Below are 22,058 nucleotides of genomic sequence, written 5' to 3' on the forward strand. Positions count from 1 at the left end.
ACTGCCCGGTGCGGTTTTTGTGGTGCCACAGGGGTGGACACCATGGTAGAACATCCGACGTTAGCAGAGTTCGCTACGAACGAAACGACTGACTCGAGGCCGGCTAATCAACCATCGACTGACGAGACCGTGACGATGACGGCTGATGAGCGAGTTGCAACGTACCTCATTGAGGATCAGATGGCAGATCTCACAGACGCGATCCGTGAAGCCGTCCAAAACGGCATCGACAGTCCGGGTTCAGCCCGTGTGCTGGTCAGCATCTCCCCTGAGCGGTCGATCATCCTCGATGACGGTGCTGGTGTCGACCTCGAGTCGACCGAAGGGCGGCGAAACCTCTCAGTGCTGGGTGCGGGAAGCAAGCAGCGCTCTGACGACGAGACGATCGGCGAGTGGGGCATCGGCAAGGGTGCGATCATCGCGAAAGGCGCGGTTCGCATCTGGAGTCACGACACCGCACTGTGCTTTGACTACCGAGATCGGCGCGACTCTGGACCGTGGGCAGACGTCAGCGGGCGCGACGGCCAGCTCGTGGACGCTGAGCACCATCTCAAGGGGATGCTCGTCGAGATCGATCACTACGAAGACGAGGTTCCAGATTCGGACAGCTACCGCTGGCGGCGCTACGTTCGCGATCTTCGCAAGCGCTTCGCGTACGTGCAGTCCCGGACGGGCGTCTCGGTCGTGATCAACGGCGAGCCAGTCGATAAGGGTGATCCACTCGAGGCAGTGGCGGACTCGCCACATCCGTCGCTCACACGCGAAATTGAGGATGCGATTCTCGCACTCGAGTACACACCCCACGACGGGCTCGACATATACAGCAACGGACTGTACGTGACGACAAAGCGCGAGTACGGCATTGGTGGCGTGATCGTCTCGAAAGGGAATCTGACGCTGAATTTTGCGCGTAACGACATCCAGTCCGGCTGTGATCGATGGCAACGGATCGACGACGCACTCGAGCAGGGACGTGACGATCTATATACGGACGTCTCGGACGATCGGCTGACTGCCGAGAGTCGGGAAGTGATGGTTGAAGCGATGGCATCCGAATCAGAATCGGATGAGCAGTGGGCCGAGCGCAAGCTGTTCCAGTTGGCAACCGAGTCCCGCATCAGCCTCGAGGAGGTCCAAGCAGCCTCGAGGATTGGGTGGGTCGACGGTGCCCAGAAAGGTGCGGACAAACTCGTCGAGCGTGGTTACGTCGTCCTCGATACGAGTGATTCAGCGACGCAGCGGCTCCGTGACCTCGCCACCGATGAGAACATATCGATAGCGGTGCCGGAAACGTTCGACGTTGGCGAGCAAGCAGAGTCAGAGGGAGTGTGGACAGGCTATCATCGCATCGAGGATGAATCGCAGTTGAACGCTGATCAGCAGCGGTATCTTCGCTTCGCTCGAGTACTCGCACGAGAGCTTGGAATTGAGCGAGACGTGTACTACGGCGAGGCGAGTGCCGATGCCTGGACCGACGGCAGGACGTACATCGTGATCACCGACTCGGCTGTGACGAGCCGACAGCGTGCGGTCTGGATGCACGACCTGTATCTCGTGATGCTGCATGAGGCAGCTCATGAAACCTCGAGTCGGGATCGGCCCTCGCATGGGCATCACTTCGAGAGTACGTATCGGTCGCTCGTGGAGGATCCAAGTAATCGAAGTTCGTTCGCGGAACTTGTCCAGCAGGTCGTCGACGAGGGATTTGAGTCCGTGTTCGAGGGATACGAGGTCACACGGGGATTCGAGTGATTAACAACCAAGGTCGTCTTGAGGGGCAATTTTATTTAGCTGTGGGTACACTGTATGTACAGAGAGCAACTATGGGAACGACTCGAGTAAACTTCCGGATCCCAGATGAATTAGTCGAGAAGGCCGATGTCGCAGCGAAGATCACCCACAAGAATCGGACGGAGATTGTGACTGAGGCACTTCAATCCTATCTAGACGAAATCGAAGACGAGGACGCGTTCAATGAAGAGATCGTCGAGCTATATCTTGAAGACGAGATCAGTTTTGATGTCCTCAAAACGTTTATTGGTCGCCAAGACGCCGAAGCGGTTCGTACCTCAAAAGCCGTTCTTGACCAAAGTGAGAATCTCGCCGACGAGCTTGCGGGGCTGTAGCTGGCAATGATTGTTGCCGATACGAGTGCACTTATTTCGCTAGCCACAGCCGAGGTAGTTGACCTTGTCTTCGCTGAGTTCGAAGTTCACACGACGCGTGTGATTCTGCAAGAACTCGAAGAGACAGCTGAGTATGACGATCCACATGGACAGGCAGCTCAGAATGTGCTCGAGCAGCAGGCGCAATTCTCTGTTCACACTGTTGATGGAGAACAATTTGAGTCATCAACGATCGATCAGGGGGAGGCAAGTTGTATTCGGTTGGAAGAGCAGCTTGAACCTGCATTTCTTCTGACCGACGACCTCCGAGCACTCCCAGAGATTCAGAATCTCACAACTGCCAAGGTCGCACTCTCACCAATTGTACTCCGGGCGCTCGTCAAGCGGGGCGTACTTGAACCAAAGAACGCTCAGAATAGACTCGAGCAGATTGCCAAGACCCGAGACTGGCTTGGTGCGCCGATCTACCGTCGTGCAAGACAGCTCTTTGACGAATAGGTGAACTACTCCGCCCTACCGCGCTCGGGCCTACCCGGCCCTCGCTTGTTGAGGACGGAGCTTCCTGTTTCTGTGTCGGAACTTGTAGGAACAAGTCCCACAGCGGTTCCAGACTCCGCAGGCGACTTCCCTTTACAGGTGGTTCGGAGTGTCCCACTCCTACCGGCTCGACACTCGACCACAGCCGACGATGCACGCTTTTTGTCGCGTTTGAACAACGTCGGAAGCGTGGTGAGCATCTTACTACCCTTTTCGACCGCCAAGGTAGTAAGGATGCCGATTCACACGAAAACAAGACGTGCGGGCGCTGTATCCCTCCCTGCTCGCGTCTTCGACGCTCGCTGAGGAAGGGGGCTTAGCGCCCTCAATAACAGCTAACACTGCTCTTCTGGGGAGGTGACCCGAAGTTCGTCTTCAACTTCGTAGAAGTAGCCTCGCTCGAGAAGCCGCGTCAGCGCGTACTCGACGTCCCGTTGCTCGAGTGCCAACTCTGAATCAGAGAGCAGCACGTCGGTAGCATCGTCGTGCTCGATCACTCGAACAGCAGCTTTTCCACGGTCTGGCTGAGATGTATGGGAACACAGTAGATCGTTGCACTTGAGGATCCACTCCGGAAGTGGTGGTCGTGGATCTGTAATGCCAGCCATTGCAGTTCTGTATGGTCATTTCGATAGTTGTTCCCTTAACAGTGTCTGTTGGATCGGTTTCATCAGTAAATTCCAAAAGAATAGTTCCGAATGCGAAGATGGTCCTTTCACATCTATAACATTATTTACCGTCTAGTGATTCAGAATAATATTACCAATCCAACATTTTTATATTCACAAAAACAAACAATTCGGATGGCGAGGGATTGTGTACTGTCTATGCCGATAGTACTCGCACCTGAGACATCGTCCCCGCCACTGTTCGAGATCGGTCTTTGTCGACGATCTGAGCGACAGCCGATCTCTAACAGTCCCTTGAATTGGGAACCACCACCACTACCATTCCCACGAGGGGAGCTCCAACGTCGGTCTTTTGCCGACGTTTCTGGACCGATACTGCGGTATAGATATCAAAGCGAGGCAAACTACATTGATGTCCACCCAAAAGCGCGATGACCTCTTGATCGCTGTTGCACTTACCGAGTTTTCGGTGCACTTCGAACAGATCGATCCTGAACTCTCAGAACGAGCATGGCAGTTAGCTGCCAATCGCCTTATTGAGTACGACGTTGATCCTGAAGCCGCAGTTTCAGCACTCGAGATTGGGAGATCGAGATAAGTGTTTAAGAGAATATTAGTAAGTTGAAAGCTTCTGTATTTTTTCGGGGTGGCTATTTTCACCAACAACGGGCATTGTTATCTCGCGCAACTCTTCGAGCGTGAGCGGCGACACTTCCACGAGCTCATTATTGGCATAGGTGATTGAGAATGGAGTCGGCAAACAGGAGTTCCTCGAGTATCTGGAATCTAGCGAGTAAGACGTACGCGTTAGTCCCGCAGCTGGGCAACGGTCCGTCCGAGTTCCCGAGCACGTTCGCTCTCGGAGATGTCATACCGTTCTTCCAGCGACCGAAGTTGTTCTTCGAATTCCATGGTGTACGGGAGTGTGCTCCTCTACAAGCATATAGTGCGTCATTGAACAAGTAAGTTCTCGTGCTCAAACGCTCACTCTGGGTTGGACGTTTCTCTATCAGCTAGTCGACGTTCTACTTCCTCATAGCGCTCGGCTACCATCGACGCTCCCTCCAGAGGACCAGCGGCGTCCAGTGCCGCTCGGTACAGTTCTGCAGTGCGTTCCATCTCCTCTCTCGTTAGTTCGTCTGGGTCCTCGAGCCAGTAGCTATCCGCCAGTTTCTTGTACGCCCAGGGATCCTCGGGATACTCCTCGATGAGCAACTCGAATTCAGCCCTACTGTCGGCAGTTCTGTCCAGTTCCGCGAGCGAGTCGGCGACGAAGTGGTGAAAGTCAAGGAGGAACTCGTCGGATGCATCCGGAAACTGCTCACAGACTTCCCGACAGAACTCGAGTCGGTGCTCGTGATATGCTGGATCCTCTTGCGCGACGGTGGCAAGATCGCTGTCGAGCGATCGAATGAAAGCCTCGAGGTCACATCCCGCCCTCAAGGAGCGGACGACGTCGGCCGTGAGCGAGTCAAGTGAGGTAGCTCACTTCGGGTCGTACGGATCTGTTGCAGCGTTGAGTCGATAGACGTCGTCAGCAGCATCAAAATCGTCATCGAACGCATAGAGGTAGCCGAGTCCCTCGGTTTGCATGTACGCGATGATACATGCATCAACGAACGACAACGGTTTGTGCTGTCTGAATAGCGCCTTCCCTGTCGCGAGGGCGTCCATATTGAGTGACTCAATGTGGAAGCGAGCATTTTCCTCAATTCGGTCGAGAAGGTCGACAGCTGCATCGTGCCCGGCATGAGTAGTAAGGCCGTTGAGTGTTTCTGCGAGGACGTAATCGAGGACGACTGCTTCTGGGAGCGATCCACTGTCGATTCCCTGTACAATTGGAAGCGCATCGTCATGTGCGCTGTCCCGGCGATATGCTGCTGCAAAGAGAACAGTCGTATCAATCAGTGCGCGTGGCATCTACTCGGTGTCGACGCCTCAAGCGTCATGTTCGGCGGTCACATCCGTCGCCGTCTCTCCGTCGTACCCATCGAACTCGGCAAACGTTCCTGTTTGCTGCTGAATGACGTGAACACGAATGCTCCCATCATCTTCGATTTGCCAGCGAAGGTGATCACCATCATCGATCTCGAGTTCACGGCGAATTCGAGCGGGAATATTCGCCTGGTTTCCCGAGACCTTGCTTTCGGCGTTAGTGTGGTCGCTGCTCATAATCAACAGATAGAGTCCCATCCTGAAAAAGATAGTGTGCCGTTACACTATAACTCAGCTAATCGGACTTACGGCCTTCACATCGGGGTCAAGCCCCGAGACGGTTCACACTCGAGTCCGGTGCACACGATGCTCGAGCCCGTGGACACCTGTCGTCTCCAGATTCACCAGCGAGGGCGTCTCCTGTGTTGACTGCCGAGACTGCTCGAGAAGGGATACCCACGACTACCCAACCCACCACCCAACCGCGATTGTGTGTATCGAGCGTTGTTTCCTGAGAGTTTTTTTCCTCTCTCGAGGCTAGAGTCGAACCGGTGTCGATGGCTAGCCGCGGACGTCAGCTGTCTCCGGCGCTGTCTCCATTCGAGACCGTCATCTCACCGGGGATTGCAGCGTCTGTCTTGAGAATCAGTCACTGGGTGCTGCAACGCTGACGACAGGATGGCGAGACGCCGCTACTGGCGATCCGTTATGAGTCCCTTTGGAATTTTAACATCCAAGTGAGGTCCGTGAAGTACCGTTCCAATTTTCAGCAGCAAACAGCAGCATCTCTCACGAAGAGAGAATACCTGTGTGTCGCTGGGCTTGACACGGAATAATTGCTGCCAGTGTTTTTCGTCCCATTCGGAGTGACAGCGGGCGCGATAAACGCCGACCCGCCACCAGCAGTCACTCTCAACTGTCCAGTATACGCGATAAGCGAATCACCGAACATAGGACACGAGCCAGCGGAACGACCAGCTAGCTCGATTTCAAAATCTCCCGTATAGGAAGATGTGAAATCAGAGTCCAGCGAGTCCGATTCCGCAAAGAACACTCGCGCCACGTTGACAGCGCCAACGTAATCACGGTCAGCCTGAAAGCCACACCGAGTGTTGTCGCAACGGAAGTGACCGCCGTGCCAGACCTCGTAGTAGTGGTCAGGCGATTTCGTTGTATGTCCTGTAGAGCCACAGCGAGGACACGACCGACTCGTGTTCCCTGCATACACTCGTTCAACCTGAATACCAGCAATATCGGCTCGGTATTCGATGCTCTCGATAATCTCTCGACGTGCCCATGACGACAGTTCCCATGATAGCTGTCCTTCACCACGTGGTGGGGAGAGTGACCGCAGGTCTTCGTGTACGATAGCGCCCACGTCGTACACTAAGGCGAGTGCGAGGATTTGGTTGGAGACGTCGTGGACAAGTTGTTCTCGCTTGTGCCGAGTCTTGTTGTTCACTCGCTCATACTCCGATTGAATGTGTTTAAAGTAGTCTGTATGGTCGCGTCCCTGTCGGCGGAGGTCTGCGAGTTTTGAGTTGAGTTGGTTGCGCTCCCGATTCAGGTTCCGCATCCTCTCTCGTTCCGTATTCTGGATGAAATACGGGGTGGAGAGTTGTTCTCCTTCGTTGTCTACGACGACAGCGGTTGCATCTTTCCGAAGACCGCCATCAATCGCCAACACAGTTTCAACGTCGTCAGGAGTGTCTGTGTGTTCGACTTCGACGGGGAACGACAACTCGTAGTATTCAGTGCCCCGTTTCGACGTGTTGGGTTGGAATGACGGGGCGGAAAGACTCCCGTGTTCGACTAACTCGTGGAAGGCGTCGTAGCCATCCACGGTGTATTCTGTCCATGTCCAGTCGCCCCATGTTTCGGCTTCAAGTGTATCAGGTGTTTTGAGTTCGACAGTGAGTTGTTGCGTGGATTCATCGTACTGGTATTTGATGGCCTGTCCGCTGGTAGGGCCATCATCCGCCGAATACGGTAACACGCCAGAGGAGTATTCTGGGCAGTCTTGGAAGTCAAAGTACGTGTCTGGATATTCGCCGTGAACGTCGTAGTAGGCGTTCAACTGGTTGATTAGTGCGTCTACGTAGCCCGAAGACAGGTATTCGTCCGAATCCCAGAGTCGCTCTTTGATTCGTCGGGTGTGGATGCGTCGAATCTTGTGGTCTGGGAGGAGTGGTTTGATTGTCTGGAAAGCGTCTCGTTTGTCAGCGTGACTGCGGAGTGTTTCTCCGACTTTTTGTAAGAGACAGCGTTTGTATCGACTGGGTAGGTAGATGTCGAACTCGTCAAACGCGGTTTGCTCGTCAAAGTATTTCCACGCTTGATGCGAGGACTCGTGAATCTCAGATAGGTGGTCTGGTGTCCAGTATTGCTCGATGAGCGTGTTCGCTGTTTGCGTGGTGAGCGTGTCGAGCCGGTTGTATCGCTCTCGCTGTTCATCTGGCAAGCGGAGTGGGAGTGAGAGATGACTACTCACTCGTATTCACCTCAGATTCAACAGTTTCAACCAAATTCTTTCGTTTGGATGAGCGCATACCGTACAGTTTGCCTGCGAAACTAGCGACGAGTTGGAGAAGATCATCGACAAGCTCCTCGTGTGCCGTCTTATCGGTTTCTTCGTTGATGACAGTGATTTCGACGCCGTGTTGGTCGAGTAGGCGTTCTACATATGAGTGTCCGAATCGAGTGAGTCGGTCTTGATATGTGACGAGGATGCGACCGTAGTCGGCGTCTTCGGCATCATCTAAGAGTTTGTTCAATCCGCGTCTGTTTTCGTTGAGTCCGCTTCCGATGTCGGTGTATTGGTTTTCAATGCTCCAACCGTGGTCGTGTGCGTATTCTTTGAGTGTGTTGAGTTGTCTGTCGAGGTCGCCATCTTTCTTCTGTCCGTGTCCAGAGACGCGGGCGTAGATGGCTACTTTGTCGGTTCGTGGGTGGGTGGTTCCTTCGAGGTGTTGGAGTTCTGAGTGAGGGATTCGTCTGTGTCCGCCAGCAGTACGAGTGTAGTTGAGTTTATCCTCTCTACACCAGCGTTTGACGGTTTCTGGGTGGACTCCAATCTCATCTGCGAACTCGCCGACGGAGTACACCTTTGCCATTACTGCTGTTTACTGCTTAATGTTTTCGATTTTCGTAGCTGTTACGCTACCCCTTTTATTGAATACCCTCGATGTGGGAGGCCCCGTATGGAAGATCAACCAAATATCCGCATTGACCACCCAGAGAAGCTATGCGATGCAATATCCGGAATTGTCGACGAACTGGAGGATGAAAATATAATCGAAGAAGACCGAGCGTCTGAATTACGCTCGCAAATCTACCGCTCAATGGATACCCCTGAAGAATAGCGCATCTGTACTTACACAGCGGTCGACAACACTGAGAACCCGACGCTAACGGACGTGAGCATTGACATTACTTGACCGTCAACTGGCGTACTCCTGCCAGTTCCGTCCGGCGTAGCCGCTGGACGGCTCGCGGTCGTGCCGGGAACTCCTGACAACAGGCCGTCTCAATCATCGTCGCTGGCTCGTTCCCGGTTTGCAAACGTCGATTTCGGTCCGGAGAGGTCCTGAATAGAACGGTCTGTCCACGTGTACGGGACATATGGTTCGTCAGCAACATCGCTCCACGTTTTGTGTCCCCGCGTGTGACTGTCCCACATCGGTCGGAGTCCGGAGTCGAACCGGTTGTCGAGTGATTTTTGTGCTTGCTCGCTGAGGTCGAACGCAAAATCATCTGACAGGTCCCAGAAACTACGGAAGAAGGCGGCGAACTGGGGACTCATCCGCATACTGCTCTCGTAGGTCTTTTTTACGTCGTCGATGAGGTCGCTCTGGTTGCGAATGCGTTCACGTTCTTCTTCATACCATTCGGAGACCGGCTGTGCTTTCTCAGTTCGCACTGTGCGCATCTCTCGGCGACGCGTTTCGGTCGCTTCCTCGTCGAGTTCCCACTCGCCTTGGACGGCGGAGTTGTGTTGGGCTTCATCATCGACTTTCTCGACGACGACACCATAGGCATCTTCCGCGTGTCGGGGAAGGACGTAGCCGTCGTGGATATCTGAGAGGACGTCATTAGGGTCGCGTTCCAGTGGATCACCAAGCCCCGAGCCGCCACGGAGGTAGTTCAGATACATATCGTAGTCGTCGAACTCCTTGGGCGTGCTGATCCCCTCCGGCCGGCGTGTGATCTTGCCGTCGATTTTCGATTCGAAGTCGCCGCTCTCGGGATCGAGGTCGTGTTGTGGGTAATCCTCCTGGTTCTCGAAACGCTCCTCGAGGTCTGTATCTCGAGCGTTGAGGATGTAGCCCGACGCAGCGGGATAGCCACCGAAGAGGCCGCCGTCACTGGTCATGTAGCCGTTGCCCATCTCGTAGAGCAGCCACCTGCTGACGTCTTTGACCGTTCGCATAGACTCGAAGCCGGCCCCGCCTGCCCGACGCCCTACACCGCCGGTGTTCGGTTTGACCGCTCGTCCGAGAAACGGGAGCGGTTCGACCCTCTCCCACGCTTCGGCATCGCCCATATCGCCTTCGGGGTTCCAGACCGCCGACGCGTGTGGCTCGCCGTCCTCGACGTAGCGAGCGCCGACACCCTCACAGGCCGATTCGAAGGAGTTGACGGCGTGGAGTTTGTCAAACTGATCGATGCCCCCGCCTTGCAGCCAGTTCGAGGTGTTGGCGTTCCCGGCGTTGATTTCCTCCCAGAATCCGCGTGCATAGTACCCGCGTGAGAGATGTTGCCAGAGCGGGGCCCACGCCGACACCAGGAAGTGCCAGGCGTAGGCGTGGGCGGTTTCCGTGTTCTGAGTGTTGGCCCACGAGCCGACCGGCAGGTGGAAGTCACAGCTGTAGTACGCGCCGTCGTTGACGTTCGAGTTCGGGATCACTGTTTGGGTGAGCATCACCCAAATCCCGCCCTGAATTGCCGCGGGCGTGCAGTTGTACGGATGCCATCCCCACTTGTTGGCGCCCTCGAAGGACACCTGAAATGAGCCGTCCTCGCGGACGTGCAGTTCCGAGGGTGCGTGCATGAGATGGTTTTCGTCCGCATACGCACGGGTCAGGTTGTCCTGTCCCTCGTAGAGGGCGTCGACAAAGGAGGCTCCGCGATATGTGCCGGGCAGCATCGTCTTCCTGATACGGTTTCGGAAGCCACGGCGCCCGTCCTCGATCGCTTCACGCGAGAGTTGTTTGAACTGCTCAACGCCGTACTCATCGATCATGTCTTTGACCGCATCGCGGATCATCAGACAGCCGGTCATCCGCGTCCGCTCGTCGAGTTTCAGGAAGTCCGGCGTTCGCGTCTTGTCCGGGTAATCTTTCTTCCAGGAGTTGTACAGTTTGAGATCTTCACCGATTTTGCGTGCCGTGTAGTAGGCACCGTCACCGAAGCGAGACGCCTGCGAGACGTTCATGCTTCCCGGGCCAATCGCACCGGTATCGATAACGTGATTGACGCCGCCAGCCCAGGCGACGATCTCCCCGTCGTGGAAGATGGGGATGAGCGTCATGATGTCGCACGCGTGAACGTCGCCGACGTGAGTGTCGTTGTTCACGAAGATGTCGCCGGGCTCGATCCCCGGACTCTCCTCGTAGTCGTGGTTGATCATGTACTTGATCGCCTCGCTCATCGTGTGGATGTGCACGATGATCCCCGTCGAGACGGCGATCGAATCGCCTTCCGGGGTAAAGAGGCCGTAACAGAGTTCGCCTTCCTGCTCGACGATCGGCGTCGCGGCGACCTCCTTTGAGGTTTCACGTGCGTTCACGAGGTCGCCACGGAGCTGGGCGAACATCTGCTCGTACTGGATCGGATTGTTCTGTTTCAGCTCGAGTTTCTCGAAGCCGGCGTAGTGGCCCGTCTCTTCGGTTTTCTCCTCGAGGGCTTCGAACTGTTCGCGAAGCGTCTGGCCGTCCCAGCCGATTCCGACACCCTCTTTCTGTTGTTCGTGGACCCGTTCCTTCTCGCGTCGCATCCGGGGGAAACTTTCCCCGTCGTTTTGTTCCGTACTCATGGTGGGATCGTGTTTATTTCGTCACATCTGTTCTGAGCCAGATGCGGGCTCGTACAGTGCACCTGCCACACCGGTCGACCGAACTCGAGAGCGGCGGTCACGGAGACGGGCAGATGCATCTCCGTACGAAAGCGGTTTTCCGCGCTATTCGGTCGTGGTGAGGTGGTGGACACGGTGTTCATCTAACCGGGTCTCGCAATCCGGTGGCAACGCGTACGTCGTGGCAGCGCCCTCGAGGACCGCCGGACCGCTGAGTTCGTTGCCTGGCTGGAGTGCGTGCAGGTCGTAGATCTCCGTGTCTAGCCACTCGCCATCCCAGTAGGCCTCCCGCGTCTCCTTGTAGGCGTCAGCGGGTGGCTCCGGCCCTTGCAGCTCCTCCGTTGGAATCTCTGGCTTGACGACGTCCCGGACACCGCGGACGGAGGCCTGCGTAATGGTGTGGCCGAGCTCCGGCGAGCGGGCCTCCTCGGAGTACTGTCGGCGGTACCCCTCTTCGAAGGTATCTAGTAACCGCTCGAGTTTCTCCGGCGAATCGACGCGCCCGACCGGCGACTCGATATCGATACTGTTGAGCTGGCCCTGATACTGGCCGAGGATGTTGTACTGGAACTCGATATCGTCGCGGCCGATATTGCTGTTCTCGAACTCGTTTTCGACCTTCTGCTCGAGGTTCTTCCAGACCTCCGTCAGCGCCTCACCGGCGGTCGCCGCAGCCTCCTCCATCGAGAGATCGGGATCGATGTCGATGCTGGTCGTCTGATCGTAGCGGTACTCGTAGTCCGCTGCGCCACAGCCAAACGCCGAGAACCCAGCCGCCCACTCGGGAATCAGCACCTCGTCGAAGCCAAGATCCTTTGTGTATCCGGCCGTGTGAACCGGGCCGCCACCGCCGTAAGAGAGGCACTTGAAGTTCGACGGTGCGTAGCCTTCGCCGGTCACGACGGCCTCGAGGTCATTTCTCAGCTTGCTCTCGAGAATGTCGATGACGCCCTGAGCCGCCTCGTAGACGCCCATATCGAGCGGGTCGGCAATCTGTTCTTTGATCGCCTCCTCGGCCACCTCACGGTCGATCGGCATGTCGCCACCCAAGAAGTTCTCCGGGTTGATCCAGCCCATTGCCACGTGGCAGTCGGTCACCGTCACTGTCTCGACGTCGGTTTCGACCGCGCTGACGCCGACCTGGTCACCGGCGCTTTCGGGACCGATTTCGATCTTGTCGAACGTGGGATTCACTCGCACGTAGCTACCCGTCCCGGCACCGACGCTTTCCATGTTCACCATCGGCAGCGAGAGGAGTAACCGCGCCATCTCCGGGCTGTAATCGATCTGCCAGTCGTTGTCGATAATGATTCCCATGTCGAAGCTGGTCCCGCCAATGTCGGTACAGACCAGGTTGTCGTAGTCGAGTTTCTGCCCGAAGTAGTTCGCCCCGATCATCCCCCCAATCGGGCCGGAAATCAGCGTCCGTGCCAACTCGTTCGCGTTGATGTCGATCGTTCCGCCGTGGCTCGCCATCACTCGCACACCGACGTTACCGCCCTGTTCGTCGACGGCCTTCTGGATGTGCGAGAGCTGGTCGCGCGATGGCTCGGCGGCGAACGCCTCCGCAGTCACCGTGTTCAGCCGCTCGGACTCCTTGAGCGTCGGGTAGTACTCGCTCGAGAGCATGACCGACGTCTCCGCCTCTCGCTCGTCGATGATCTCGCGGGCGATTTCGGCGGTCCGGTGTTCGTGCTCCCCGTTTTTGTAGGAGTGGAGGAACATGACGACAATGTGGTCGACGCCCTGGTCGAGCAGGTCGTTGACGCCGTCACGGACGTCATCTTCGTACAACGGAACCAGCGTGTTCCCTTTGACGTCGATACGCTCTCGAACGCCGCGGATCCGATTGCGCGGGATCAACGGCTCGGGGTGTTTGTGGGTATTGACGTGGAGGCGATCCGAATAGGAGTAGCCGGTGTACGATTGCCGGCCACGTCCCATTCGAAGTGTGTCCTCCATCCCGCCCGTGATGAGGATGCCGACGTCGACTTCGCTTTCCCGTTCGACGAGCCGGTTGAGCATCGCCGTGCCGGAGTAGACCGTCGACACGAGGTCCGGGAACCCCTCCTCGACGCTCAGCCCCCAGTCCTCGAGGGCGTCCTGGGAGGATTTGATGAACCCTCGAGATTCGTCGTCTGGCGTGGTTTTTGCCTTTCCCACGGTGAACTCGCCGTTCGAGTCCATGAGGAACGTGTCTGTCATCGTCCCGCCAGCATCGATCGACAGAATCTGTGCGTCGTGTTGTGTTGTGGGATCGTCTTCTGAACTTGCCATCGACGGCATCAATACCATGTGATAAGTTAGTAATTGTCACGAATCTTGTCGGACAAGGATGACGGTCCACGACACACCCTGACATATGTTTTTGTTTTGCTTCGTAGGACCGCTAGACGAGACTTGATTTCGGCGTTTTCACTCACTCTGCCATCCGGTGGAAACCAATACACAGCGGTCGGTTCTACGGATATCTTACCGTTCGACGAAGATTGTAGACGGCACACTTCAGCACCATCTCCCGGAATTCGAGCTGCCAGCTTCGCGCACGCACGGCGGAGCCGAGCGTGCGCTTGATCGACGAGAAAACAGTCTCAACCATCCAGCGGCGGTTGTACCAGCGGCTACTCATTCGGGCGTTGTGTGCTCGATCAAGCGAGGAGTAGATCCGATGCTTGATCAACGGACGAATGCCGTCGGCACGAAGCTCGTCGCGGAACGGTTTACCATCGTAGCCACGGTCAGCAGCCAGTGACCGCAGGTCTGCGGCGTTGCGCCGCGCGACCTGCGGCCCGATCTTCGCGTCGTGTTTCTTCGTCGTGGTGCAGTGAACGTCGAAGACGTACAGCGTTTTCACGTCTACGAGCGCGGTGACTTTGAGCGAGCGAACACGGTAGTGCGCTCGCTGTGCGTAGTGACGCGATGGCTGATCACGGTCGAAGCCGGTTGAATCGATCCCTGCGTGGCCAGTGCGTTTCTCGGCTGACTCGCCGAGAAACGCACGGTAGGTCTCCATCGAGATGGTCTCGAACCAGTCACGAAGCACCGTGAAGTGGGGGAGTCGCGTGAGCCCGATTTCTTCGAGAATGCCGGGCATTTCGCTGAGGAGATCGATTGTCTGGCGGTAGGACTTTCCAAGTTCGATGCGGAGTGCCTGAAGTGTCAGCATTGCCCACTCGGCGAATCCGCCACCCCCTTCGGGGTCGGCGGGTTCGTCGGGGTCAGCGACAACTGCTTTAGCTTTCGTCACCGAATTACGAGTGAAGAGACGGAATTCCGAAGTCACAACACTCCGTCTCTTCGCTTTCTACCGAGATATCACAGTCGTAGCGACACTGTCTAGCGATCCTACAGAGCATTTTGTTTTAAAACAGTATGGCCAGAATCGGCTTGCTGACTACCCGACCCCACTCACATCATCGCGCAACGCCGAGATCGCACGCATCGCTACAGCGTCTCCACCGCCTAATCCTCTGATACAAACTAGAAGAGACGTATACGGGTTGGAACGTGGTCGTGGGCCTCCGCTCGAATGGTTTGATGGCTTATCGGATCGTACAGCCTTCTCCCTCCGGGTCAGACTCCGAAGCACTCGTCCTGCTCCGCCTGTAGAGGCTATTCAGGCCGTCCACGTATCGCTCCACTCCGTTTGGGGAATTCTGAGACGTTTCCCTTCCCCTTCGCCATCAATGCGTTCGACAATAACAGCGTTAATTTTCCCAACAGATGATGTTTCTTTCTCGACAACCCGGTATTTGCCATTGTCGTCTTGCAAGTCCTCGACGGTATCCCCAACCTCGACAGTGCTCAAATCTTCCATACTGTGGGGTATGTTTTCAAGTGTGTTATGCTATTCGGTCATCCGTGGTTTTGCAAACCTGTCCGCGAGAAAGATACATATCACACCACAGATGGCTTCAACTCTCGAGATAGCCGTGAGTCGCCAAACTCGGTGAACACGGAACATGTTCGTTTTCAACAATAGGGAGGGGTGAAGGCTACGATCAGAAGATAGCCAGCGCCTCGTACGGCAAGAAGAACAGCATGATTGCGAGGAATGGAATCAGTGCAAGCAGCATAACGATAGCGTAGCCAAACATTTCACGGGCTTTGATGCGCGTAATGGCGAGAAGCGGGATAGCCCAGAATGGGTTAAGCAAGTTGGTGTGTGCGTCACCAACTGCATACGCCATTGCGGCGTGGCCGAATTCGACACCCAGCCCATCTGCGGCCTCCATCAACGGCGGACCCAGAACCAGCCACTGACCACCACCAGACGGAATGAACGCGTTCGTGATTGCAGCAGTGACCCACGCGATTATTGGGAACGTCTGAGCAGTGGATGCATCAATGAGAACTTCTGCAATATACGTCGCAAGTCCGGACCCAGCCATTATCCCCTGAATGCCGGCGAAAAATGGGAACAGCAGAATGATTCCCGCAGCGGCAGTCGCCGCTTCGCCAAACTTATCTCGGTATGCAGACGGGTTCGTCCAGACCAACACACCTGCCATAAGGAAGCCGAAGTTGATGACATTGAGGTCCCATGCAGCAAGACCATCCGTTACGAGCATGTAGAAGACGTACACAAATCCAGTCAGTCCGATAATTCCACCGAGAACCAAGCTATTATCAATTCGCTCTGCTGGAGTCTTTTTCTCGTTATCTGAGTGTTCAATTTCTTCACCACCATCTGTTTCCTGGCCAAAGAGTTCGCTTTCTGGAATGTATTCCGTGATGCCACGGGCTTGCTCGCCAGATGGTGTAATTAGATACAAGACGAGAGATGCAAAAATGATTGAAAGGATTGTCAGCGTGATACCATACCCATGAGCGATCGTCTCAGTGATTGGGATACCATCGTCTGGAAGCATATCAAATACAGTCCCTTCACCAACTGACGCTGCATCAGTGAGCAGCAGTGGTCCGGACCCTGACAGTCCCCAGTGCCACGTAAGACCCAGACCCATGTAGCCCGACACTGCGAGTAGCGGATAATGGACGTCGATGCCTTTCTCGTAGGCGACTTTCCCCATCTCACGGGCAAAGATCGCGCCCAGAATGAGGCTAAAACCCCAGTGAATCCATGCAATGGCCATCGAAAAGATGGCAACAAACACAACCGCCTGCGGGGGTGTAGACGGAATATCTGCAAGGCGAACGAGTATGGCGTTCGCTCGCGGATGGTAGGCAAGTGCAAAGCCAGTCATAAGAATGACTGTCATCTGCATTGCAAATGCAAGGAAATCCCAAAAGCCGTCAAACCAGTGGTCAACGAGTCCTAACGGCCCTGCTGTTCCCCCTTCCGCTTGCTCAATGATTCCTAATTCGCCGAGAGCCAGTGCGGCGAAAAATACGAGATACGTGAGCAAAATGGCAAAGAGAAACGGACTTGGCATCCACCGTTCAACGGAATTTGCGATACGTATCCCCAGCCGTTCAATTGCTGATCCTTGAATGTCATTACTTGACATGCACACGCACCAACTCAGCCATCTTATGTAAGATTTGGGGAAATAGTTGTAAAGATACTACCATTTAAAAAATGGCTGCAGTGACTAAGCTTCACAGGATGCTCGCGCTGTTCTTTCCTGGAGTTCTGAAAGATGATGCAACTGACAAACGATTCAGCGATCAACTCGAGTGCACGAAAGCGGACACTGGATCAGCTGGTGCAACTCTCGTGTGACCACGCGCAGAAGTTGACGGCCAGTAGTGTGTGGAAGTACACCGCGAATGCACGGTTCGGTCCAGGCGGTGTCGTATTCCGGATACCGATACTCAGAGGAACTCCTCGAGTTCCTCAGTCAACTCCTCCGGTGCCCCGAGCGGAACGCCGTGCCCGACGTCCGAGAACCCAACCAGTTCCGAGTTCGGGATTTGATCAGTCATGAATTCGGCTGTCTCCGGTGCGTAGAGATTGCTCTCCTCGCCGTACGTGACAAGCGTCGGCACGTCGATCCCGGGTAACGTTTCCCGGTAATCGTTCGTCACCATGGCCACCCAAAGATTGACCGCCGTGTTGGTCGGCGTCTTCTCGCTCTCTTGGGTCACCCACTCGAGTTGCTCGTCGGACAGCTTATCGAGGAGATCACGGAAGATGTCTCCGGCAACGCGGTCCCAGGAGGGTGTAAACAGCGCAAGCGTCTCGAGGTTCTCCTCGTGACTGAACTCGCCATAGAGGCCGAGATCCCATTCGTCGTCGGTCAGAAGTTTTGGCGACATGTCGATGAGGACGAGCCGCTCGAGATTGTCGCACCCAAACTGTTCGACGTACTCGAAGATGACGTGAGCGCCCATCGACCACCCGACGAACGACACCGGCGAGAGGCCTAGATAGCTTGTGATTTCGTCGACATCAGTCGCTAGCCGTTCCAACGTGAGTCCCTGCTGCGGATAGCCGGAATCGCCGTGCCCCCGGAGATCCAGTGAGATGACGCGATACTCTTCCCGAAGAGCGCTGATTTGCTCGCTGAAGAAGTGCCTATTGCAAGTCCAGCCATGGAGGAAGACGACCGGGACCCCGTCCCCTTTGTCCTCGTAGTAGAGCTCGACGTTGTCGGTGGTTGAGAAGTAGGGCATACTACGACGGAAGATGAGGAGTGGCAAATAACCACATGGGGCGTCAAGGGAGAAAGTTACCAAGATAGGAATAACGGTCTACCCGCCAACGATCGAACCGCCGTTGATGTGCAGCGTCTGTCCGCTCATGTACGAAGCGTCCTCGGAGGCGAGGAAGACGTACGCCGGGCCGACCTCGCTGGGTTGCCCCGGACGGCCCATCGGGACGTCCTGTCCGAACTCCGCAACCGCCTCGGGGTCGTAGTCGCCGATCGTCGCGGGGATCAGCGGTGTCCAGATCGGCCCGGGAGCGACCTGGTTGACGCGGATCCCTCGGGAGCGAGCTGCTGGGACAACGAGCGCGTAAAGGCGACGATCGCACCTTTCGTCGTCGAGTAGTCGACTAACATCTCGTGGCCCTCGAACGCTGTCACCGAAGTCGTGTTGATGATCGTATCACCGCCCTCGAGATGGGGCAGGGCCGCCTTGGTCAAGTAGAAGTAGCCGTGAATGTTCGTCGCGAACGTCTCCTCCCACTGGTCGTCGTGGATGTCGGTCAGGTCGGTCTTGACGACCTGAGCCGCCGCGTTGTTGACCACGATGTTCAGGTCGCCGAACTCGTCTATGACCTCCTCAACGGCGGCCTGACAGAACGCGCTGTCGCGAACGTCGCCCGCGATGGTCAGACTCTCTTGACCCTCGTCCTCGTCCAGGTACATGACGGCGACGTCGGCGCCCTCGCGGGCGAAGTGGACCGCGGCGGCCCGCCCGATCCCGCTATCGCCGCCAGTGACAAGCGCGACCTTCCCCTCGAGCTTGCCGCTGCCTTCGTACTCATCGCGGATAAACTCGGCAGGGGGCTTCATCTCGCTCTCGAGACCGGGCTGGCGGTCCTGGTACGACGACGTAATGGAAACAACTGTAGTAGCGCGAGAGGTGCGGTCTGACGGAACTACTAATGTTCTTTGGCTTTCGAAGGGTACCGATGAGTATGGCCAGCAGCACATCATAAAACGGCATGCAACAGGAGAGATCACCCGTGATGTCGACACGGATTTCTATCCAGTTGGAGGAACTGTTGAAAAGAGTGGGACTCAACATAGTCTCCCGAATAATATAGATATTAGTGAAATAGACGACATGATTTATGCAGGGATCAAGCAAGGGACTCGTGACCCAAACGACCCAGCTGCACTCGTATATAACCCGTCTAACCACGGATTTGAGCAGTCGGGTATTACAGAGATGCGGATCGTTTCCTTCAGCACCGAGGAGGGAATTACGACTGCATATCCTGTTGACGGTCCCGACGTAGTAACGGTTCCTGGATAATCCCCTAATCCACCACCAAATTTATATCCTTAAGTGTTTTCTTAAATTATGGGTTCGGACACGCACGATTCATTTAATATTGATTGTGAAATCGACTCGATATCTTCTGATGATCTCATAATGGGAAATAAGGTTCGCTCTCGAATTCGTATTTTCGTAGATTCTATTTGTCTGACTGACCCTAACGGTGAATACACCGTAGGCGATTTTCTTCCGCACAATTGTACGAAATTACTCCGGGGTATCGAACCTCTCGTAAACGACCGTCCACATCGTGTCCCATTTACTGATACGGTCTGTGACTTACAATTTGAACCAGTAGGTGAAGATACTATTTTGGTGAATGCCTATCGCGCGGACGGAACATCACGAAATCCGAACGTTCCTCGAGACGGAATCAACGTGGAAAAAGGCTCTGTCATCGATGAAATCGTTCGTTCCAGTCGCAGCATTCAGTCGCGTTTCGAGGAGATCAATAGTATTAAATCTGATAAGAATCACCAGGAGTTTATCAACTTATTATCGGACATTCAAAATGTTCGCGACCCTTACTGAAAACACTGCAAATGCTTGAATCTCTATCGGAACAAGAGATACCAACGTTAGATTGCCACATTGTGGAGTGTTACAAAGGCTGTTAACCACGATCTCGTTAATATAGAAATTCTAACACCAGTATCTTATGAAACTTCAATAGCTAGTTGATTCTGGGACAGAAATTTGATCGTGTCGCAAAGCGGTCTAGAGTTTGCCTCTGGTAGTCTCAATTGAGAGGGCACAGCTCATTGCTATTTCGCCCGATCGCCGAAACCATTCGTCCAAGAACGATCGGTAGTAATCTATATTTGCGTACTTCACGAGCCGAAGTTGGAGCAACGCCTCTAATCCCTCCGCTGTCTATCTCATCCACTAACTCTCGTATCAGGGCTGGTGCGAGGGGCACTTGACGTTCGTCATCGACTCCAAGGAAGCACTGAAAGAGATTTCGAGTGCCGACGACCTCCGCAGAGCGCTCGACAATGCTGGCGACAACTTCGACGCTGCACAGGGGCTTCGCCAGATCGACGGCCCGGAGACGAAAACGGGCCAGATCACCGATCGTGAATCGCTGACGGAGGGAATCCGAATATCGACGCGCCAGCAGTCACGCGGCAGTTTCGCGAGGAGCATGATATCCAAATCGGTGGTGAAATACAGCAGGTGCTCGGTGAACTGGAAAGACTGCGTCACATCGACGAGCTCTCGGCGAGTAAGCAGGCGACGCTGGGCGCACGGATCTCGAAGAGTTCGGATCCGAGCGCGGCACGGACGTTCGTCACTGAACTGGACGATGTAGGCGACGTTCGGTTCTTCTTGAATCAAGACCGGGCGACACAGTACAAATCAATCTACCTTCTTCGGAATAAGGAGACCCTCCGATTAGTCGATGATTCGGTTACCCCACAAGATCTACAGACGGAGCAGGGCGAGTGCCCCGGGGCTTGACCCCGAGGGTGAAGCCCGTCGAAGGATATATCAAACCACGTGATCCAACAAGGGATAACGACCGTGACGGATATTGAAGACCTCAATATGAAGCGGTCGTCCGAATGGTTTGGAAATGCGACTCCTCTCAACATCCTGCCGCTATGGTGGGTGCGACGGGAGTTGTCGGGTCGTGGTGGAGCGACCGACTCCCATGGACACAGCGAGTGTTCGGGTGTTAATTCCAGCTGACCCCAATCGGGGAAGGTCGGGAGGAATTAAATTCGCCTGCGTCCGTTCGTCCGTTTCTGGACGGCACAGACAAAACGGTGAAGCCTCGGGGCTTGCCCCCGAGGTACTTCACTACACATTCAGGAGAACGGGAACTTGCTCGAGACGCAACTGATCGCCAAACGCGGCGACAACGTCGAGAGCGTCCGGTGGATGGAACTCGGCGATGCAGATGCCGGGATGACTCACATCAACGGACGACACATCGAGGGAACTATTGATCTCGACTCCGCACAAATTACGTCGTTCTTCCCCGTTGGTCAAACGGTGAAAGGGAGACAGTTGCCTGCAACAATGTCGCAACAACAAGTCTACGATGAAATATACAGGGCTCTCAAAGAAGGGACACGAAAGCCCGACGGCGGCGAGTACAAATACGTCCACTCACCGGACCAGTCGACTGGAATCTCTGAAATAACGATAAAAATGAGCGGAAATAATGTGACATCGTCACTACCCGAGGACGGACCCGCGGTAAAGAAGTGGGTTCCTAACCTCAACGAAGGACAAGGAGGATGGTTAGATGAGCGATAATCCAGACCGGTCAACGGTACGAATTGATGTCGCATACGATGAGTCGATCGACCAGCAGCTCCGGGAGGGCTCCGCTTATCCACGCGGCCCACTGACGATCCAGGGTACAGAGGCGGAAATCCCCGCAAGCGGCGCGATTATCGACTACCTCCCGACCTTCTTCCACGGGGGACTCACTGGGGTCATCCACCTCCTCGGCGGCGAGCCGTACCTACTCGACTCAGACGACAGTTCCGTGCTCGCGCTTGAGCCTGAGGAAGCCGACAAGATCCGGATTACACTCTGCTATACCCGCGCAGCAGGATTACACTCGAAGCAACGGACAGGCGACGAGCCGACAATGGTTGTCGACCGAATGGCGCTCGTGGGAGAACTGCTCCGCGCGGCAAATGAGTTCCACGAACGCGCGATGAGAATAAATGAGCAGCTTGCCGACGAACTGGCCGAGTTCGAACGCTATCTCCGTGCAACTGAGCGTGTCGTCGACAAGTTAGATTCGCCGGTGGACCCGTAGTAGTCGGATCAATACCGGAGGATGTGGTCCACACGGCCATGCGACGATGTCCAGAACGACGTATA

20 protein-coding genes and 3 pseudogenes are annotated in these 22,058 nt (G+C 55.4%); 9 read left to right on the top strand and 14 right to left on the bottom strand.

Annotation, left to right across the window (positions count from 1 at the left end; all coding sequences use genetic code 11):
* Positions 1-42: 42 nt before the first annotated feature.
* The 3 genes from DV706_RS18530 (at position 43) to DV706_RS18540 (ending at position 2,624) form a co-directional block, all read left to right on the top strand.
* Entirely contained in the window at positions 43-1,752 is a 1,710-nt protein-coding gene (locus DV706_RS18530; protein ID WP_006066863.1) for a hypothetical protein, read from the top strand.
* Positions 1,753-1,823: 71 nt separating this feature from the next.
* Positions 1,824-2,126 carry a ribbon-helix-helix protein, CopG family gene (locus DV706_RS18535; protein ID WP_006066862.1) on the top strand — a complete coding sequence of 101 codons (303 nt, stop codon included), beginning with the start codon at positions 1,824-1,826 and terminating at the stop codon, positions 2,124-2,126.
* A gap of 6 nt (positions 2,127-2,132) precedes the next feature.
* Positions 2,133-2,624, top strand: coding sequence for a hypothetical protein (locus DV706_RS18540; protein ID WP_006066861.1), 492 nt, complete (start codon positions 2,133-2,135; stop codon positions 2,622-2,624).
* A 374-nt stretch (positions 2,625-2,998) separates the two neighbouring features.
* Here the strand turns inward: DV706_RS18540 and DV706_RS18545 are convergent, their stop codons facing one another.
* Positions 2,999-3,271, bottom strand: coding sequence for a hypothetical protein (locus tag DV706_RS18545; RefSeq protein ID WP_006066860.1), 273 nt, complete (start codon positions 3,269-3,271; stop codon positions 2,999-3,001).
* Positions 3,272-3,704: 433 nt separating this feature from the next.
* On the opposite strand from DV706_RS18545, the gene DV706_RS18550 reads away from it, so the two are divergent.
* The gene (locus DV706_RS18550) at positions 3,705-3,890 is read left to right on the top strand and encodes a hypothetical protein (protein WP_006066859.1); all 186 of its coding nucleotides are present in this window, start codon (positions 3,705-3,707) and stop codon (positions 3,888-3,890) included.
* Between the two features lie 386 nt (positions 3,891-4,276).
* On the opposite strand, the pseudogene DV706_RS18555 reads toward DV706_RS18550, so the two are convergent.
* The 5 genes and pseudogenes from DV706_RS18555 to DV706_RS18575 form a co-directional block, all read right to left on the bottom strand.
* Positions 4,277-4,720 (bottom strand): annotated as a pseudogene (locus DV706_RS18555) (tetratricopeptide repeat protein); the annotation flags it as partial.
* A gap of 57 nt (positions 4,721-4,777) precedes the next feature.
* Positions 4,778-5,212: a PIN domain-containing protein gene (locus DV706_RS18560; RefSeq protein ID WP_006066856.1), complete on the bottom strand. Its 435-nt coding sequence runs from the start codon at positions 5,210-5,212 to the stop codon at positions 4,778-4,780.
* 18 nt (positions 5,213-5,230) lie between these two features.
* Positions 5,231-5,464 (bottom strand): AbrB/MazE/SpoVT family DNA-binding domain-containing protein, encoded by a 234-nt coding sequence (locus tag DV706_RS18565; protein ID WP_049889875.1) that lies wholly within the window; start codon positions 5,462-5,464, stop codon positions 5,231-5,233.
* A gap of 529 nt (positions 5,465-5,993) precedes the next feature.
* Positions 5,994-7,718 carry a transposase gene (locus DV706_RS18570; RefSeq protein WP_240756899.1) on the bottom strand — a complete coding sequence of 575 codons (1,725 nt, stop codon included), beginning with the start codon at positions 7,716-7,718 and terminating at the stop codon, positions 5,994-5,996.
* On the bottom strand, positions 7,711-8,340 hold the full coding sequence (locus tag DV706_RS18575; protein WP_006067030.1) for an IS607 family transposase: 630 nt from the start codon (positions 8,338-8,340) through the stop codon (positions 7,711-7,713). Before DV706_RS18575 ends, DV706_RS18570 begins: the two co-directional genes overlap by 8 nt.
* Positions 8,341-8,427: 87 nt before the next feature.
* On the opposite strand from DV706_RS18575, the gene DV706_RS21855 reads away from it, so the two are divergent.
* Positions 8,428-8,589, top strand: a complete 162-nt coding sequence (locus tag DV706_RS21855; protein ID WP_169331122.1) for a hypothetical protein — start codon at positions 8,428-8,430, stop codon at positions 8,587-8,589.
* A 164-nt stretch (positions 8,590-8,753) separates the two neighbouring features.
* Here DV706_RS21855 and DV706_RS18580 read toward each other — a convergent pair whose 3' ends face one another.
* From DV706_RS18580 to DV706_RS18610, 7 genes and pseudogenes are all read right to left on the bottom strand, one after another.
* Entirely contained in the window at positions 8,754-11,261 is a 2,508-nt protein-coding gene (locus DV706_RS18580; protein WP_049889884.1) for a hydantoinase B/oxoprolinase family protein, read from the bottom strand.
* Positions 11,262-11,405: 144 nt separating this feature from the next.
* Complete coding sequence (locus DV706_RS18585) at positions 11,406-13,577, bottom strand: hydantoinase/oxoprolinase family protein (RefSeq protein WP_049889897.1); 2,172 nt, start codon at positions 13,575-13,577, stop codon at positions 11,406-11,408.
* A gap of 184 nt (positions 13,578-13,761) precedes the next feature.
* Positions 13,762-14,583, bottom strand: coding sequence for an IS5 family transposase (locus DV706_RS18590; protein ID WP_136350967.1), 822 nt, complete (start codon positions 14,581-14,583; stop codon positions 13,762-13,764).
* A 333-nt stretch (positions 14,584-14,916) separates the two neighbouring features.
* Positions 14,917-15,117: a hypothetical protein gene (locus DV706_RS18595; RefSeq protein ID WP_006067035.1), complete on the bottom strand. Its 201-nt coding sequence runs from the start codon at positions 15,115-15,117 to the stop codon at positions 14,917-14,919.
* 184 nt (positions 15,118-15,301) lie between these two features.
* On the bottom strand, positions 15,302-16,771 hold the full coding sequence (locus tag DV706_RS18600; RefSeq protein ID WP_049889886.1) for a short-chain fatty acid transporter: 1,470 nt from the start codon (positions 16,769-16,771) through the stop codon (positions 15,302-15,304).
* Positions 16,772-17,078: 307 nt separating this feature from the next.
* A complete protein-coding gene (locus tag DV706_RS18605; RefSeq protein ID WP_006067037.1) occupies positions 17,079-17,879 on the bottom strand; it encodes an alpha/beta fold hydrolase in 801 nt (266 codons plus the stop codon).
* Between the two features lie 78 nt (positions 17,880-17,957).
* Positions 17,958-18,724: pseudogene (locus tag DV706_RS18610) on the bottom strand (SDR family oxidoreductase).
* 43 nt (positions 18,725-18,767) lie between these two features.
* On the opposite strand from DV706_RS18610, the gene DV706_RS21860 reads away from it, so the two are divergent.
* Complete coding sequence (locus tag DV706_RS21860) at positions 18,768-19,190, top strand: hypothetical protein (protein ID WP_006067040.1); 423 nt, start codon at positions 18,768-18,770, stop codon at positions 19,188-19,190.
* Between the two features lie 48 nt (positions 19,191-19,238).
* Entirely contained in the window at positions 19,239-19,745 is a 507-nt protein-coding gene (locus DV706_RS18615; RefSeq protein WP_136350968.1) for a hypothetical protein, read from the top strand.
* 186 nt (positions 19,746-19,931) lie between these two features.
* Here the strand turns inward: DV706_RS18615 and DV706_RS18620 are convergent.
* A pseudogene (locus DV706_RS18620) lies at positions 19,932-20,087 on the bottom strand (ISH6 family transposase); the annotation flags it as partial.
* Positions 20,088-21,041: 954 nt separating this feature from the next.
* Between DV706_RS18620 and DV706_RS18625 the strand changes: the two are divergent.
* Positions 21,042-21,479: a hypothetical protein gene (locus DV706_RS18625; protein WP_006067042.1), complete on the top strand. Its 438-nt coding sequence runs from the start codon at positions 21,042-21,044 to the stop codon at positions 21,477-21,479.
* On the top strand, positions 21,469-21,993 hold the full coding sequence (locus DV706_RS18630) for a hypothetical protein (protein ID WP_006067043.1): 525 nt from the start codon (positions 21,469-21,471) through the stop codon (positions 21,991-21,993). The genes DV706_RS18625 and DV706_RS18630 overlap by 11 nt, the downstream gene beginning before the upstream one ends.
* Positions 21,994-22,058: the final 65 nt, after the last annotated feature.

The organism is Natronorubrum bangense, from assembly GCF_004799645.1.
GTDB lineage: Archaea > Halobacteriota > Halobacteria > Halobacteriales > Natrialbaceae > Natronorubrum > Natronorubrum bangense.